This is a genomic window from Evansella tamaricis, from assembly GCF_019042215.1.
Lineage (GTDB): Bacteria > Bacillota > Bacilli > Bacillales > Salisediminibacteriaceae > Evansella > Evansella tamaricis.
Map to the genome: position 1 here is coordinate 1 of NZ_JAHQCS010000085.1, position 17,605 is coordinate 17,605.

Consider the following 17,605-nt stretch of genomic DNA (forward strand, 5'->3'; position numbering starts at 1 on the left):
TTCGGAAGTGACAACCGAAGTCAAAGAGCGGACTTCTAGTTGTCATTCCTCCACTGCCCTACGCTCGTGACCATAGGCGCTTGCGCTTTTCTTATTATATCTACCTAGTTTTTAATAATTACTTTTTGGATCGAATGCATCCCGTAAACCATCACCGATAAAGTTAATAGATAGTACAGTAAGGAGAATTGCTAATCCTGGTGGAAGCCATGATTCCCAGTTGTTCTGTAACATCCTCAAACTATTCGCTTCTGTAACCATATTACCCCAAGTTGGAGTTGGTTGAGGAATTCCAAAACCGATAAAACTTAAAGCCGATTCAATAATAATCATCGTTGCCATCATTAATGTAGCATTTACAATAATCGGCCCCACTGCATTTGGCAAAAAGTGCTTAAAAATGATTCTCATATCTGATGCCCCGATAGACCTTGCCCCTAAGATATACTCTTTCTCTCTTAATGAAAGGAAGGTTGCACGGATAAGTCTTGTTAATGTAGGCCATGAAGTAAGTGCAATAATTGTAATAAAGATGGTTATATTAATCTTTTGCAATATTGCTATTACGGTTAAAACAAGTAATAAGAATGGGAGAATCATCATTAAATCCGTTACCCTCATAATGAATCCATCTATTTTCCCCCCATAGTATCCTGCAACAGATCCTAGGGCTGTTCCTATTACAAGTGTAAATAGCATTGCAAAAAATCCGATAGTTAAAGAGATTCTGGATCCGTGTACAAGTCTGGAGAAATTATCTCGTCCAGAGCTGTCTGTTCCTAACCAGTTCTCTCCGTCAGCTTTGGCTTCGACTTTATACATATTACTGGCTGTTGGGCTGTGTGTTGCTATTACATCTGCAAAAATAGCAACTAATACAAAGAATGCTAATATAATTATTCCCACAATTGCCAGTTTATTTTTTAAAAATCGTCGCATTGCCAACTGGAAAGGGCTTAAACTCTTTTCTGGCTGCTGGTCGGATAAATCCGGTGTTGGATCTATTTGTCTTTGTGCTTGACTTTCCATTAGCTTTCACCTCAATCGTAACGGATCCGCGGATCTACTATTGCGTAGAAAATATCTGCTAATAAATTTCCTACGAGAATCGATACCGCTAAAATCAGATTTATTGCCATAATTACTGGATAATCACGATTGGAAATTGCATTCAAAAACAATGTTCCTAATCCAGGGTAGTTAAATACTCGCTCTGTAATAATCGCTCCACTAAGAAGTGTTCCAAACTCAAGACCTAGTAGAGTAATGATTGGTATGAGTGCATTTCGTAGCGTGTGCTTATACAATACTGATTCATTACTTAATCCTTTGGCATGGGCTGTACGTATAAAGTCACTACCTTTGACTTCTAATATTTCAGTACGCATGTATCGCATATATGCGGCTGTACTGGCCAATCCCAACGTCAAACCAGGCAACACAAGGTGTCTTAATTTATCGATGAAGAGCTCAAACCCGCTCAAGCCTAAAGCCGTTGTTGTACCTTGTGCAGGGAACCACCCCAAGGTCAAGGCAAATACATAGATCGCTAACAACCCTGCAAAAAAGTTGGGTGTTGCCAGACCTAAAAAGGCAAAGGTCGTAGCTCCATAATCAAAAAGTGAATATTTTCTATTGGCAGAGTATATTCCAATCGGAATTGCAATGGCCAAAGTAACTCCTAAAGCAAATAATGATAAATAGAATGTATTCCAAACTCTTGCCTGAATTAGCTCCATTACTGATCTACCTGTATATTGCATTGATTTCCCGAAATCTCCTTGAGAGACAGAACTCAACCAATTCCAATATTGTACATAGATAGGGTCATTCAAACCAAGTGCTTCCCGTCGAATTTCATACACTGCAGGATCAATTTCTGGGTCAAGCATTTCCCCTGTCAACGGATCTCCTGGAGCAGCTTTTGCTAAACCAAAAACTAAAACAGTGATAAGAAAAAGCATTGGAATGAATTGAAGTATGCGGCGGATAATATACTTATGCATTCAACATTCCTCCTTAAGGATAAAACAAGTGCACGGCCGAGGCCGTGCACCGTTTTTACCTCAACACGACTGTTATATTATTGTTCTAGGTACCATAGGTGTGAATCAGCGTAAATTCCTGCTGGGTAGTGTTTAACTTCTTTTAAGTTAGCATTGTAAGCATAGATGTTATCTGCTGAGTACAAGAACACTTGAGGTACTTGCTCAGACATGTGAGCTGCCCAGTCAGAGTATGCTTGTTTACGGTAGTCTTGGTCAAATGCATCTGGTGCTTGAACTCCTGCTTTAATTAACTCGTCACTTGTAGCATCGTTCCAACGAGTGTAGTTATAAGGAGCTGTTGACAACCAAAGTGCAGATGGATCTGGGTCAGCTGCAGATAAGCTCCAACCTGCAAGGTACATATCCCAATCATGGTTATCTTTTTCAACTAAGTCAAAGTGAGGACCAGCTTCACGTGGGTTACGTAAATCAACTTTAATACCCACAGCTTCTAAGTTCTCAACAATGATTGGAGCAGAACGCTCACGAACTTGGTTTCCAGTAGGGTAGTCAAGATTTAATACCCACTCGTTTCCGTCTGGATCTTCACGGAATCCGTCTCCAGTTACATCAACATAACCAGCTTCGTCTAATAATTCTTCTGCAGTTTCAGGGCTAAAGTCATAAGGGTTAACGGCACTTTCGTCAAACGCCCAAGATGCTTCTGGGAAGTTTGCATTTAATACTGTACCCATTCCGAATAATAAACCATCTACAATCGCTTGACGATTGATAGCATATACGATTGCTTGACGTACACGTACATCTGCAACTTTTTCGTTTTCTACCCAGTTATCAGGGTCAATAACACCATTTTCAACATCATCAGTAGTACGGTGGTGAAGCTTAAAGCCCATGTACTGATAACCGAAGTCTTGTGTTACATAAGTAGTGATGTGATCAAGAGCGTCAACTGCTTCAAAGTCAGCAGCCGGTACACCGTTAGGCTCAGCAACCATGTCAAGTTGTCCGCTTTCTAATAGACCAGGCATGATAGATTGCTCAATTACACGCCATGTAATTCCATCTAGGTTTGGCGCTCCTTGCCAGTAACCTTCATAAGAAGTTAATACATACTGCTCACCTTCAAGCATATCTGTTAATTGGTAAGGACCTGTACCGATTACTTCACCAGCGTTACGGGAAGCGGAGTGATCTGGCATTTCAAGTACTGGAACATCACCAAAGATGTGCTTAGGTACGATAATAAAACTAGCATCGTATAAAGCATTGATATTTACGTCAGTATAAGTGAATTTAACTGTTTGTGGATCTACTGCTTCCACACTCTCTAAGTTAGCTACATAGTTAGTACGAACTCCACCAGCAGCTACATAATCTTCATCTTGGATTGTTTCATAAGTGAATACTACATCGTCAGCAGTGAATGGCTCGCCATCTTGCCAAGTAGCTTCGTTTAAAGTAAATGTGATTTCAGTATAATCGTCATTAATTTCCCAGCTCTCCGCTAAAGAAGGCTCCCAATCTAAGTTTTCATCAAGTGCAACAAGAGATTCGTGAGTGAAACTTAAAATGTTTGCTTCATAAGCATCAGAGTAAAATAACGGGTTGAACTGATGTCCTGGTGCAGAATACATACCTGCTACAATTGTTCCACCTTGTTGTGGACCTTCTGTAGTCTCTTCACCTTCATCTTCATCTCCATCATCATCTGGTGTATCATCTGTTTGATCTGGTGTATCATCTGTAGTTGTATCATCTTCATCGCCACCACAAGCGACTAAAGTGAATGCTAGTGCTAAAGCAAGGACCAACATAAGCCAAAATTTACTTAACTTCATAATTACAATTACCCCCTTAATATTTCGAAAAATTCTAAAAATATGGTATAAAAGAAAACCTTTTGACCTCTCTCTCGGCCCTCACCTCCTTTAAACAATAAAATCGTATGTTTGAAACTATTATAATAAATCGATCTTATTGCTCTTTTGTATATAAGTGGCAAGCCACGTACTGCTCTTCCCCTTGATGAACCAATTCAGGAATTTCCACTCGACATCTCTCGTGTGCTTCTGGACATCTAGTATGGAAGACACAGCCTTGTGGTGGATTCGATGGACTCGGAAGCTCACCTTGAAGTTTTATTTTCTCCCGTTTTCTTTCAACATTTGGAACTGGAACGGCAGATAAAAGTGCTTGTGTATATGGATGCAAAGGATTGTTATATATTTTAGTTTTTGGTCCTATCTCTGCCATCTTTCCTAAATACATAACCCCAACACGATCACTAATATGTTTTACTACCCCTAAATCATGGGCTATAAAAAGGTAAGTTAAATTAAATTCATCTTGCAAGTCTTCCATCAAATTTAATACTTGAGATTGAACAGAAACATCTAATGCGGATACTGGCTCATCACCAATGATAAATTTGGGATTCATGGTCAATGCCCTTGCGATACCAATTCGCTGACGTTGGCCCCCAGAAAACTCATGGGGATATTTAGTCCTTGCCTCTGAAGTTAATCCTACTTTTTCCAATAAGTCTATTACTTTTTCTTTACGCTCTGCTTTAGTTAACAAGTTTTGAACAACCATAGGTTCTTCAATGATTTCACCAACACTCATTCTCGGATTTAACGACGCGAATGGGTCTTGGAAAACCATTTGCATATCCTTGCGGTAAGGTCGCATTTTTCGATTAGCTAACGTGGAGATATTATCTCCTTGGAAAATGATGTCACCTTCAGTAGGATCTAGTAATCTTAGAATCGTTCGGCCTAGAGTTGATTTACCAGAGCCAGATTCTCCAACAATTCCTAACGTTTCACCTTTATAAATATCAAAAGAAACATCATCTACTGCTTTTACCTGTCCTATCGTTCTTTGTAATAATCCCCCTTTAACAGGGAAGTATTTTTTTAAATTTCTGACTTCTAAGAGTTTTTCTCGTTCGCTCACTAATATACCCTCCTTATTCCTCGTAGAGATAACATCTGACTTTGTGCTTTGAATCGATCTCTAGGAGGTCAGGATTTGCTTCATAACATTTATCCATGACATGTTTACAACGTGGAGCAAATCGACATCCTTTTGGAAAACGGTGTGCAGGTGGAACTGTACCTGGAATCGACTCTAACCGTTCAACATCTGCCTCAAGGTTTGGAATACTTGCCAACAAACCATTTGTATATGGATGTTTTGGTTTTGTAAACAATTCATATACGGAAGCCTCTTCAACAATTTGTCCACCATACATAACTAACACTCGGTCTGCTACTTCAGCGACAACTCCTAGATCGTGAGTGATTAAGAGAATAGAAGATTCAAATTTCTCTTTCATTTCTACCATTAAATCTAGTATCTGGGCTTGTATAGTTACATCTAGAGCCGTAGTAGGTTCGTCTGCAATCAATAGTTTCGGGTCACAAGACATAGCAATAGCTATCATCGCCCTCTGCCTCATCCCACCTGAAAGTTGATGAGGATATTCATTTACTATTTGCTCCGCTCTTGCAAAACCTACAAGTTTAAGTAAATCAACAGCCTTTTTATAGGCTTCGTTTTTCTTCATCTTTTTATGCTTCATCAGTGATTCTGATATTTGATTACCAATTGTAAAAACGGGGTTTAAAGATGTCATCGGTTCTTGGAAGATCATTCCGATATCGTTACCTCGTACTTTTCTTATTTCCTTATCAGATAAAGTAACAAGTTCTTTCCCCTCTAACTTAATAGAACCTTCGACAATCTTACCTGGAGGTGACGGAATCAGGCGCATGATCGATAATGATGTTATACTTTTCCCACTACCAGATTCCCCTACTAATGCAAGTGTTTCACCTTTATTAATAGAGAAACTAACATCATCAACTGCTTTTGCGACCCTATCATTATCCATATAGAAGTATGTCTTTAAGCCCTCTACTTCTAATAGTACATTACTCTTCTGTTTCTCTAGCGACTGTTTCTTAAGTTGTTGTTCCTGCATATATTCACCCCATTTAAAACTATAAACGAACTTAATAATTTTATATTACTAAAATACTTTTTATTTTTTTTGGTAATTTATTCACTTACTATTATAAACTTTTCACTCGTAAGTAATTGTGGAAATTCTTCTATTAACGAGCTTTTGTTTATAGAAAATAATTTATCACAGTTATATCAATAAGTACATAGTTTTCTAAAAATTATTTTTTTTGAAATATTTCGGATGCCTAAGTTTTCAGAATAAAAATAATATTTATTAGCACGTATAATTATGATATCAGCGAATAACAATGCTTTTTTAGAATATTTATTAATACCTATGCATATTAATTCTAATGTAAGAGATTTTTTATATGTTAGATTTCCTATCATCTTTTTTTAATACCGTTTTAGGAAATGAATAGAATATTATATTAAAAACTATTTTTTTGTTTTTTATCTCCATTTAAAAATGGTTTTCAATAAGAACATCATATTTAAATAATTCTTTTTCATAGTATTTGGTATTTAAAATCAAGAATTAGATAAAGAAAACAGCTTATCCAGGGATAGGCTGTTTTCTAATTAGTTATTTTATTACTTCTTTTCCACCCATATAAGGTCTTAGTACTTCCGGGATAACAACAGAACCATCAGCTTGTTGATAATTCTCTAATATGGCTGCTACCGTTCTACCTATAGCTAGGCCTGAACCGTTCAAGGTGTGGACAAATTCCGTTTTTCCTTTCATATCACGCTTAAATCGAATATTGGCACGTCTAGCTTGAAATGATTCGAAATTACTACAAGATGAAATCTCTCGATAGGTGTTATTACTCGGGATCCACACTTCAATGTCATATTTTTTTGCTGCTGTGAACCCTAAATCTCCAGTGCACATATTTAAAACGCGATAAGGAAGTTTTAATAGCTGAAGTACTTTCTCAGCATGGGAAGTTAGAAGTTCCAATTGATCATAAGATTCTTCTGGTTTAACAAATCTGACAAGTTCCACTTTATTAAATTGGTGCTGTCTAATTAAGCCTCGAGTGTCTCGTCCAGCAGAGCCCGCTTCAGAACGAAAGCAGGCGCTATAAGCAGTATATGCTTTCGGTAATTCATTCCCATCCATTATTTCATCTCGATGGAGATTTGTTACAGGAACTTCTGCAGTTGGAATCAGAAAATAATCTTCTTCCCTGATTTTAAAAGCATCTTCTTCAAATTTTGGTAATTGTCCCGTTCCGGTCATACTTACTCTATTAACCATATATGGAGGCAAAACCTCTTCATATCCATTTTCATCCTGATGTAGATCCATCATGAAATTAATTAACGCCCGTTCTAGCCTTGCTCCTTGTCCTTTATAAAACACAAACCGACTTCCTGTAACTTTTGACGCCCTTTCAAAATCGAGAATCCCTAACTCTGTCGCAATATCCCAATGGGGTTTTTCTTCAAATTCAAATTGCGGTATGTTTCCCCATGTTCTAATTTCAACATTGTCTTCTTCGTCTAAACCGATCGGTGCACTCTCATGTGGAATATTTGGAATGGATAATAAGATTTGATTTAATTCTTCATCCACTGATCTCAAAATATCATCAAGAGACTTTACTTTAGTGGATACTTCTTTCATTTCTTTAATAAGGGCATCTGCGTCCTTTTTTTCCCGCTTCAGTACGGATATCTCCTGTGATACTGAGTTCCTTTTATTTTTTAATTCTTCCACTTCTTGAATAGTATCTCTTCGTTTTTGGTCCAGTTCTTGAAAACGATCCAAATCGGAAATATCTTCATTTCGATTATTTAATTTCTCTTTTACTTCACTAAAGTTCGCCCTCAAAAGTTTTACATCTAACATGTTTTTTCCTCCTTCTAATTAACATTCACTTAAAAAAAGCACAGTTTAAATAAGAAAAGCACAAGCGCCTAAGATCACGAGCGTAGGGCAGTGCAGGAATGACAACCTGAAGTCCGCTCTTTGACTTCAGTTGTCACTTCCGAAGTGCCCCGCAGGGATTATGAAGCAACTGAAAAAGTTTAAAACCACTTTTTTCAGTTCCCATGCGAGTAGGCGGTGGAGCTAGACAATACCCGAAGGTGCAAAATCTTACCTTTTAAAGAAAAAAAACTCCCGCCCCTATAATCAGGGACGGGAGTTCACCCGCGTTACCACCCTGGTTGGAGCGTCTGTAGTACGCTCCCACCTCATAACAGATTTATAACGGTTAATCCACCGTAGTAACCTAATTAATTCAGTTACTCTGCTCAGGGACGGATTCACAACTTATTCTCACCGATTCACAGCACCCATCGGCTCTCTGTAGAGAAAATTGGTTGTTACTATTTCCCATCTTCGCTTTTTAAGTATAAATTTATTCCTATCATAACCGAATTTCGTAATTATAATCAAGCATGTACAGTATTTTTTCGAACAATATTTACAAAATATTGGTGCATTCTATTATCGTCGGTTAATTCCGGATGATAGGAACACGCTAAAAACGGACCTTGTTGTGCAGCCACAATTTCCCCTTCAAATTCAGCTAGCACTTCGACGCCATCTCCTACTTCTTGAATAATAGGGGCACGAATAAATACACCAGGAACATCATTCCCGATACCATTTACCTTTAGGACAGTTTCAAAACTTTCCCTTTGCCGCCCGAAAGCATTTCGTTCCACTTTCATATCCATAACAGCAATATGAGGTTCTGTATGTCCCACAAGTTCCTTAGCCATAAGAATTGCTCCAGCACATGTTCCAAATATAGGTTTTCCCTTTGACGCAAACTCTTTCAAAGGCTCATAAAATCCATATTTATTAATCAAACGCCGCATTGTAGTACTTTCCCCACCAGGAAAGACTAAACCATCTAATTCTTCTAGTTGTTCCACTTTTTTCACAGGTATAACATGAACATCAGATGCCTCAAGTGCCCTCACATGTTCCCTTACTGCACCTTGTAAAGCTAATACACCTATGTTTATCATGCTGCTATTCCCCTCTCTCCAAAAAGCTGAAATTACCAGCCACGCTCTTGCATACGGTCTTTTTGCTCTAAAGTAGAGATTTCAATCCCTTTCATGGCTGTACCTAGATTTTTTGATAGTTCCACAATTAATGCATAATCTTGGTAATGAGTAGTAGCTTCAACAATAGCACGTGCAAACTTTTCTGGATTATCGGACTTAAAGATTCCAGATCCCACAAAAACGCCATCAGCACCTAACTGCATCATTAATGCTGCATCAGCAGGTGTTGCAACGCCGCCAGCTGCAAAATTTACCACAGGGAGCTGCCCAGTTCGCTTAATTTCTTGTAATACTTCATATGGTGAACCTGTATTTTTTGCTTCCGTCATCAGCTCATCTTCTGACATAGATATAACTTTTTTAATTTGAGCTTGCATCATACGCATATGCCGAACCGCTTCTACAATATTTCCAGTACCAGGTTCCCCTTTTGTACGTATCATTGATGCTCCTTCTGCAATACGACGTGTTGCTTCTCCAATGTCTCTTGCACCACACACAAATGGAACTGTAAAGTCACGCTTATAAAGATGGTACACTTCATCAGCTGGAGTCAATACTTCACTCTCATCAATGTAATCAACACCCATCGCTTCCAAAACTCTTGCTTCCACAATATGACCGATACGACACTTGGCCATGACTGGAATAGAGACAGCATTTTGAACTTCCTCCACGATAGTTGGGTCAGCCATTCGAGCTACTCCACCTGCAGCACGAATATCAGACGGTACCCTTTCCAAAGCCATTACGGCAACTGCTCCCGCTTCTTCTGCGATTTTAGCCTGCTCTGCATTAACAACGTCCATAATGACGCCGCCTTTTTGCATTTCTGCCATACCCCGTTTTACAAGGTCAGTACCTGTTTGTTTTACCATTTTCTATATCCCCCTATAAATTAACTTATTGTCATATGATATTATATCCTATCACATTATAACGAAAAAATTGAGACTTTCCATAGGAAACATCTCAAAATCCATTCTTTTCATTAAAAAGAAGTTAAAATGATCCTAATTAATGCACTTATTATCTTAGTATTCCAATATTACTATTAAGTATAAGTATGATTAACCCCTATGAAAAGCACAAGCAACTATGTGTCTTCCTCTATTCGTATATCGAAGAATCTGACTAGAAATCCGGTCTTAACTTCCTTCCGCTCCTGCGATTATCGTCGCACGAGAATCCTGCAGGAAAAGCGAGCGTCCTGAAGCAAAAATCAAACAGAATATAACAGAGCCTAAATAAAAGGGAGTGGAGGTCTAATACCTCCACTTCCCTCCTTAAAACCATCCACGAACTGTATCAGCAACACTCGTCCATATTCCTGAAAAGAAATCACCTATTCCTCTCATCATGAGTGCAAACCAACCTGCTTTTTCCACCCCATGATCAGTAACAATTTCTACAGTTCGGTTGCTCGTATTATGACCAGATAAATAATTCTCCACGCCATCTCCAGTATACTCAACTGTCATTGTACCAATGACTTGATTCGCTTCAATTGGAGCAATTAGTCTTCCTTCTTCATCAAATAATGTATCATCAAATTCTACACTATATCCATAGGATTCCTTATCTTCCATTTTAATAAATGCAGTGATTGAGTTTGCGGTGGAGACTCTTACAGTTTTTTCTTTCCCTTTTACAACCGTTATCTCTTCATGCCCATCTATACTCATACCTGCTGGAAATAGTTCTTGTCTAGAAAAATTGGTAAATCCATACTCCATTAATTTCTTTGTTTCTGTAAAACGAGATGGGATACTTTCTGCTTTCATAACAACGGTTATAACACGTTGACCGTCTTTCTCAGCAGTTCCTGTGAAACAATACCCGGCAGCCTCTGTGTATCCAGTCTTTAAGCCATCAGTATATTCATATTGATAATCCTCAACTTCATCAGTTGTCCCAATAAGCATCGTATTCCGGTTTGTTTTCTCTTGTTCGTCAGAATCAAATTCTGATCCCTCTAGAAAAACAAAAGATGGCATACTAGCAGTGTCCAATACTTCAGGAAAGTCATTCACAAGGTGGTATGCTAAAGTGGCAGCTGCTCTTGCAGACATATAACTATCATCATTTTCCCCAGTTCCTTCGGGATGAAGACCTCTGTAGCTACTGTTTGGAAGACCTGTAGAATTAACAAATTGGAAATCACCCAATTCTTCTTCTGCTATCTCCAACAGATTATCCACCCCATATTGCTCACCTACTTCAAGCATGAGTTCTCCTAATCCTAATTCTTTCCCTTTTTGATTCATTCTTTCTACAAAATTCCCTTCAGACCCTGCGATTAATTCTGCTAAAGCAACTGTAGCAGCATTCGCAGATTCAATAGCTACAGCCTTATATAGATCCCTTACAGTATATTCCCCATCTGATCGTAACCAAACAGTAGAATGACCAGCAAAATGGGACATTGCGGCTATATCTTCAGAAATTGGTACATTTTGATCCCAGCTAATCTCACCATTATGAATGGCCTCTAATATCAAGTACTCACTCATCATCTTTACCATACTTGCCGGTGGAAGAGGTTGATCTACATTTTTCTCAAATAATATCTTTCCTGTATCTGCATCAACTAAAATTGCATTTTCTACATTTACATCGAAGTTATCGTTTGCCGTTGCCGTTCCTAAACCAGTAGAAAAGAAACTTACAAATAGAAATACAAATAATAAACTATAAATACCTGAACGCTTCAACATTAAGAAACACCCTCTCCATTTCATCTCTATCTATTATAAATTTTCACGTATATTGCAAAAGAATGTTTATGTGAACAAACGTCATTTTACCATATAAACCTCAAAAAAAATAGATAGGGGAGGACCCTACCTATTATTTTATCCCTATTATTTTTTTCCATTAAAGAGAATAATTTGGTGATTCTTTTGTAATTTGCACATCATGGGGATGACTTTCCTTTAAACCTGCACCGGTAATCCGTATGAATTGCGATTCATTTATTAGTGATTCTATCGTATGAGAACCACAGTAACCCATACCAGCTCGTAATCCACCAACGAGTTGATGAATCGTATCACTAAGGGGACCTTTGTAAGGAATCCTACCCTCAATACCTTCTGGGACTAGTTTCTCAGCATTTTCTTGGAAGTATCGGTCTTTACTTCCCTTTTCCATCGCTCCTAGTGACCCCATTCCACGATACACTTTAAACTGTCTACCTTGAAAAATCTCACGTTCTCCTGGACTTTCACTTACACCTGCTAACAAGCTTCCTAACATTACGGCACTCGCACCTGCAGCAAGTGCTTTCGTAATATCACCGGAATACTTTATTCCCCCATCTGCAATTACTGGAACACCGTGTTTCCTTGCCTCCGTAGCACAGTCATATATAGCCGTTATTTGTGGTACGCCTATTCCTGCAACGATTCGGGTTGTACAAATAGATCCAGGACCAATACCTACTTTCACCACTGTTGCCCCAGCTGCAATCAATTCCCTAGTTGCCTCTGCAGTTGCAACATTACCGGCAATAATATTTAAATTAGGGTACTCCCTTCGTACGTCCCTTACTTTTTCAATTACACCTCTGGAATGTCCATGGGCAGTATCGATAACAAGGACATCAATCCCTGCTTCTACCAATGCTTTTGTTCGCAAATCAGAATCTCCACCAACCCCAACTGCTGCACCAACAAGTAATCTCCCTTGTGGGTCTTTTGCAGAGTTTGGAAATTCAATGGCTTTTTCAATATCTTTAATTGTAATTAACCCTTTTAAAATTCCATCATCATCTACGAGTGGGAGTTTTTCAATTTTGTATTTTTGCAAAACCTTTTGGGCTTCCTCTAAAGTCGTTCCAACCGGGGCAGTAACTAAACCTTCTTTTGTCATAACTTCTTTTATGGGGATGGAGTAATCATCAATGAATCTTAAATCACGATTAGTAATAATTCCAACAAGCTTCATGCTTTCATCTGCAATTGGAACACCTGATATTCTATATTTCGACATCAAATGCTCCGCATCAAAGACCTGGTGATCTTCTGATAGATAGAATGGATTTGTAATAACTCCACTTTCTGAACGTTTAACCCGATCCACTTCTTCCGCTTGTTGTTCAATCGGCATATTCTTGTGGATTACACCTAAACCACCTTCACGAGCAATGGCAATTGCCATTTTTCCCTCAGTAACTGTATCCATTCCTGCGCTCAAAATCGGGATTTTTAATTGAAGAGTTTCAGATAGTTTTGATTTTACACTAACATCCCTCGGAAGCACTTCTGATTTAGCTGGGACTAACAACACGTCATCAAACGTTAATCCTTCTTTAGAAAACTTATTCTCCCACATCGGATTTTTCCCCTTTCAATATTTCGCAAAATATTATTTGTAGCTTATCAACTGGACAAACTACTGTCAAGACAACGATAACCATTTCATTAAGTTCGAAATTATCAGTTTTTTTAAGACGGAAGGAGTGGGCGTAATGGACAACAACCAATCATTTATTACTCTTTTTAAATCAGTGGAATATGCAAAATCGTATTTAAAGCAACGATATCAGTCCTTTGGCTTCTCGTCCCCAACGGAATTAGCTTTTAAAAATGGATATACCCTTGTATATTATATTAATATGGGAGAAACCTATTTCCAACAAGGAAAAAGTGCTCCGTTATCTATACAACCTGTTCTCTATTTTTATGGTTTAAGTAATTGGTTAAAGGGAGCATTATTAACTATTGATCCTGACTATCCAGCTACAACACAAGTATTAGCGCATGGAGTCTCCACGAGGAAAAAGAAAAAACAAGGATATCGGTTTTTGGATGATGAAATTAAAGTACAAAAGGATGGTTTATTCCCGTTTATTTCTAATCAATTATTTAACATGAAGCAATTAACAGGGGAAAAGTATAAAATGAAACATCTATTAATGATAATACCTGAATTAAATAAGTTATTTGAAACACTCGAAAAAGATAAGCCGCTGTTTATCGTAGAATCGCAAATGGAAAAGAGTTCAACTGCAAATAAAAGGGAATATATGAACTTAGACATATCTGATGTACTACTGAAAAAAATAAATCTAACCCCTAAGCAATTTGAAAAAATGGTAAAAGAGAAAATTGGTACAGAACTTATTTGTAAAGAATTAAATAAACACTTGATTATAACTGTTAATGCACATTCGTTATTTCCGCCTGTTTATAAAAATATGGAAAACCAATTTTTTATCCCATCCCATTTACCTTTATACTTTAAAATTCCAGAATTAATGTCACATTATCTAATTCTCTACAACTTAAGTATGATTTGTCGATATGAAATAGAATGGTGGGGAGAGTTATTATATTCCTTTTCAAATAATGATCTTTCTTTTATTGACGCTTTTTTAAATATTACAAAGGTAAAGTCACCACTTTTACTTCAATCCTTATTTTTCCATGATTTTAATTAAATATATAAGAAAAGCGCAAGCGCCTATGATCACGAGCGTAGGGCAGTGCAGGAATGACAACAAAAGTTCGATCTTTGACTTCGGTTGTCACTTCCGAAGTGCCCCGTAGCGATTAAGAAGCAACTGAAAAAGTTTAAAACCACTTTTTCAATTCCTTTTATTTGTATGGCAATGGCTGCGCTCGTCGCTCGCATGATAGGAGAAAACCACTCCTATCATGCTTTTTAAAGATTGCGACGGCTACGCTCATTGCTTAGGGACTGTAAAAGTGGAAAAGCACCACTTTTTCAGTTCCCTTGCGAGTAGGCGATGGAGCTAGACAATGCCCGAAGGTGCAAAAACTTATACTTTCATATTAAAAAATCCCCTTTATAAGGAAGTTTTAATACTTCACCTTCACTTTAAAGGGGATTCTAATTCGATTCATTTAAAATAGATTTAATGCATGCTCGAGGTCACACCATATATCCTGTGGATTCTCCAACCCAACAGATAATCGAAGTAAAGAAGCAGTTATTCCCATTTTTAGTCTCTCTTCTTCCGGAACTACTGCATGTGTCATTGTAGCTGGATGTTGTATTAATGTTTCAGCATCTCCAAGACTAACTGCCACTTGAACTAATGACAGGTTGTTCATTACTTTTTGTGCTGCTAATTTACCACCTTCTACTTCAAAACTAATTAAACCTCCGAAGTTTCTCATTTGCTTCTTCGCGAGATCATATTGATCGAATGATGGATCACCTGGGAAAACAATGTTCGTTACCTTTGGATGCCTTGATAGTTTTTCAAAAATAAACATTGCATTCATACAATGACGGTCCATCCGTATCGCTAAAGTTTTCAAACCCCTTAAAAGCAACCAGGCATCAAATGGTGAAATAACTGACCCTACATCCTTTTGTGTCGTCATACGGACTTCTTGCATAAAATCACTGGAACCAACTGCAAGGCCAGCGATAACATCACCATGTCCACCAATATATTTCGTTGCACTATGAACAACAATATCCGCCCCTAATTTTAATGGTTGCTGGAGATAAGGGGAACAAAATGTATTATCAACCACCACTTTAATATCACTCTTCCTAGCAATAGCTACAATTGACTCAATGTCTACCAGTTTCATTGTGGGATTGATTGGTGTTTCAATATAAATCGCTTTTGTATTCGGACGAATTTTCTCTTCCATTACGTCAAGTTGGTCCATAGAAATAAGATCGAAATCCACTTTAAATTTTTTCTTTACTAATTCCAGCAAACCATATGTGCAACCATAAACACCTTCAGATATTAAAAGATGGTCACCAGTTTCAATTAATGCCATGATAACTGCTGAAACGGCTCCCATACCAGAAGAAAACGCAAGGCCCGATTCCCCTTCTTCAAGATCTGCGATTTTTTCCTCTAGTTCAGTTACAGTAGGGTTTCCTAGCCTGGAATATATATAACCGCTTTCACGTCCGGCGAAACGTGCCTCCCCTTGTTCTGCATTTTCAAATGTAAATGTTGAAGTTTGATACAAAGGTGGTGTTAAACTTCCAAAATGCTTCTTTCTATCGAAAAAACTATGAATCAGTCTTGTCTCAAGGTGTTTATTACTCATCCTGTTTTCCCCCTTTTACTCCCATTATACATAATTTATGGAAACAATAGGTTTTTAATATATTAACAAAAGGGCTTTGCATATTACTTATTACAGATTTTCTGAAAAAGAAAGATATGCAAGTACAGTAGCAAGCCCTTTATGGGTGGGAGTATCAACTTATATATTCACTTACATCTTCAATTATTTCTTCTATATAAAGTTCAGGATGACTTTTTAAAGGAAGAAGCGAGTAATTATTAACTTTTAACATGGGCCTAGTGGGTTCTGTCTCTTCCATGAATATAATTTCTCCGATCAACCCATTATTCAATCGTACTTTTGTTCCAATCGATAAGTTCAATAACATTTTAAGAAATGCATTCAAAACCACATGATCTACTTTACCAAAATGGTCCTTTTGTAATGATTCGATTACTCGATATGGGGATTTTTTCTTTCTATAGTACCTTTCATATGTCATGGCATGATAAATATCACAAATACTTATGATTTTGGCGTATAAATGAATTCGGTTTCCCTTTAACTGCATGGGATAGCCACTTTCATCTTCTCTTTCATGATGTTGAAGAATCCCAAGCATGGCACCTTTTGAAAAACCAGGGACGTTTTCTAACATACGATACCCTAGAAGCGGGTGTTTCTTTACTTCTTCATACTCTTCTATAGTTAATGGTCCTTTCTTCTCAAATAAATTGGATGGTACTTTTGACATCCCACAATCAGATAAAAGGGCGGATATACCTAGTTGAATTACTTCTCCATTTGATAAGTTCATTTTCTTACCAACCATGTAACTAAGTACACTAAGTGAAACCGCATGATAATAAATATAATCGCTTTTTAAACCAAACTGGTGTAATTGCATTAATTGTGTTTTCGTAGGATTTTTTTCATATAATGGTAAAAATAAAGTTCTAATGGAATATGCTTCTACCTTGGATCCCCCTTGCCATTGAGTAAACAGTTTTTTATACTCCTCCACGGAAATTAAAAATTGATCAAAGAAACTTTTACATGATTTGGAATCTATTACTTCATTATTTTTACCATTCTCTGAAATTATCTCATTAGGTTTAAATACTGATCCATCTGCTAAAGTCGATTCAACAGCAACAGAAGGAATTAGAAAAGTATGTAACATGAAAATTAATTCTTCGGAAAGTATCGTATTTTTCCTTATGAGAGGAAAATTTGAATGCTTAAAGATATCTGACTTTACAATACATCCTGGAATTAAATACTCAGTTTTTACATTCATTTTTTTCCCTCCTGAAATACAATAAGTCAATATATAAGTATAATTACATGGGACATACTACCTAATAGTATTTATTTTACCATAATTTACAAACATTTAATATAAGAAAAGCGTAATCGCCTAAGCTCACGAGCGTAGGGCAGTGCAGGAATGACAACAGAAGTCCTCTCTTTGACTTCAGTTGTCACTTCCGAAGTGCCACGCAGCGAGTAGGCGATGGAGCTAGACAATATGAAAAGCGCATTCGCCTATGATCACGAGCGTAGGGCAGTGCA

At 37.5% G+C, this 17,605-nt stretch carries 13 protein-coding genes and 1 other annotated feature; of the genes, 1 reads left to right on the top strand and 12 read right to left on the bottom strand.

What is annotated here, in order from left to right:
* Positions 1-111 precede the first annotated feature (111 nt).
* From opp4C to guaB, 10 genes are all read right to left on the bottom strand, one after another.
* On the bottom strand, positions 112-1,029 hold the full coding sequence (opp4C, locus tag KS419_RS08575) for an oligopeptide ABC transporter permease (protein WP_217065851.1): 918 nt from the start codon (positions 1,027-1,029) through the stop codon (positions 112-114).
* An 11-nt stretch (positions 1,030-1,040) separates the two neighbouring features.
* Complete coding sequence (locus KS419_RS08580; RefSeq protein WP_217065853.1) at positions 1,041-2,006, bottom strand: ABC transporter permease; 966 nt, start codon at positions 2,004-2,006, stop codon at positions 1,041-1,043.
* A gap of 77 nt (positions 2,007-2,083) precedes the next feature.
* Positions 2,084-3,850, bottom strand: coding sequence for an ABC transporter substrate-binding protein (locus KS419_RS08585; RefSeq protein ID WP_217065855.1), 1,767 nt, complete (start codon positions 3,848-3,850; stop codon positions 2,084-2,086).
* Between the two features lie 136 nt (positions 3,851-3,986).
* Complete coding sequence (locus KS419_RS08590; RefSeq protein ID WP_343215044.1) at positions 3,987-4,970, bottom strand: ABC transporter ATP-binding protein; 984 nt, start codon at positions 4,968-4,970, stop codon at positions 3,987-3,989.
* Positions 4,971-4,983: 13 nt separating this feature from the next.
* Complete coding sequence (locus KS419_RS08595) at positions 4,984-6,000, bottom strand: ABC transporter ATP-binding protein (RefSeq protein ID WP_217065857.1); 1,017 nt, start codon at positions 5,998-6,000, stop codon at positions 4,984-4,986.
* Positions 6,001-6,570: 570 nt separating this feature from the next.
* Positions 6,571-7,845 (bottom strand): serine--tRNA ligase, encoded by a 1,275-nt coding sequence (gene serS, locus KS419_RS08600; RefSeq protein WP_217065859.1) that lies wholly within the window; start codon positions 7,843-7,845, stop codon positions 6,571-6,573.
* Positions 7,846-8,129: 284 nt separating this feature from the next.
* Positions 8,130-8,350, bottom strand: a binding site (T-box leader).
* A 43-nt stretch (positions 8,351-8,393) separates the two neighbouring features.
* Positions 8,394-8,978, bottom strand: coding sequence for a pyridoxal 5'-phosphate synthase glutaminase subunit PdxT (gene pdxT / locus KS419_RS08605; RefSeq protein ID WP_217065860.1), 585 nt, complete (start codon positions 8,976-8,978; stop codon positions 8,394-8,396).
* Positions 8,979-9,010: 32 nt separating this feature from the next.
* Positions 9,011-9,898: a pyridoxal 5'-phosphate synthase lyase subunit PdxS gene (gene pdxS / locus KS419_RS08610; RefSeq protein ID WP_217065862.1), complete on the bottom strand. Its 888-nt coding sequence runs from the start codon at positions 9,896-9,898 to the stop codon at positions 9,011-9,013.
* A gap of 408 nt (positions 9,899-10,306) precedes the next feature.
* Positions 10,307-11,737 carry a D-alanyl-D-alanine carboxypeptidase family protein gene (locus KS419_RS08615; RefSeq protein WP_217065864.1) on the bottom strand — a complete coding sequence of 477 codons (1,431 nt, stop codon included), beginning with the start codon at positions 11,735-11,737 and terminating at the stop codon, positions 10,307-10,309.
* 160 nt (positions 11,738-11,897) lie between these two features.
* A complete protein-coding gene (gene guaB, locus KS419_RS08620) occupies positions 11,898-13,355 on the bottom strand; it encodes an IMP dehydrogenase (RefSeq protein ID WP_217065866.1) in 1,458 nt (485 codons plus the stop codon).
* A gap of 136 nt (positions 13,356-13,491) precedes the next feature.
* On the opposite strand from guaB, the gene KS419_RS08625 reads away from it, so the two are divergent.
* Complete coding sequence (locus KS419_RS08625; protein WP_217065868.1) at positions 13,492-14,463, top strand: YaaC family protein; 972 nt, start codon at positions 13,492-13,494, stop codon at positions 14,461-14,463.
* A gap of 427 nt (positions 14,464-14,890) precedes the next feature.
* Here KS419_RS08625 and megL read toward each other — a convergent pair whose 3' ends face one another.
* Both megL and KS419_RS08635 read right to left on the bottom strand, forming a co-directional pair.
* On the bottom strand, positions 14,891-16,069 hold the full coding sequence (gene megL, locus KS419_RS08630) for a methionine gamma-lyase (protein ID WP_217065870.1): 1,179 nt from the start codon (positions 16,067-16,069) through the stop codon (positions 14,891-14,893).
* 154 nt (positions 16,070-16,223) lie between these two features.
* Entirely contained in the window at positions 16,224-17,330 is a 1,107-nt protein-coding gene (locus tag KS419_RS08635) for an HD-GYP domain-containing protein (protein ID WP_217065871.1), read from the bottom strand.
* Between the last annotated feature and the right edge of the window lie 275 nt (positions 17,331-17,605).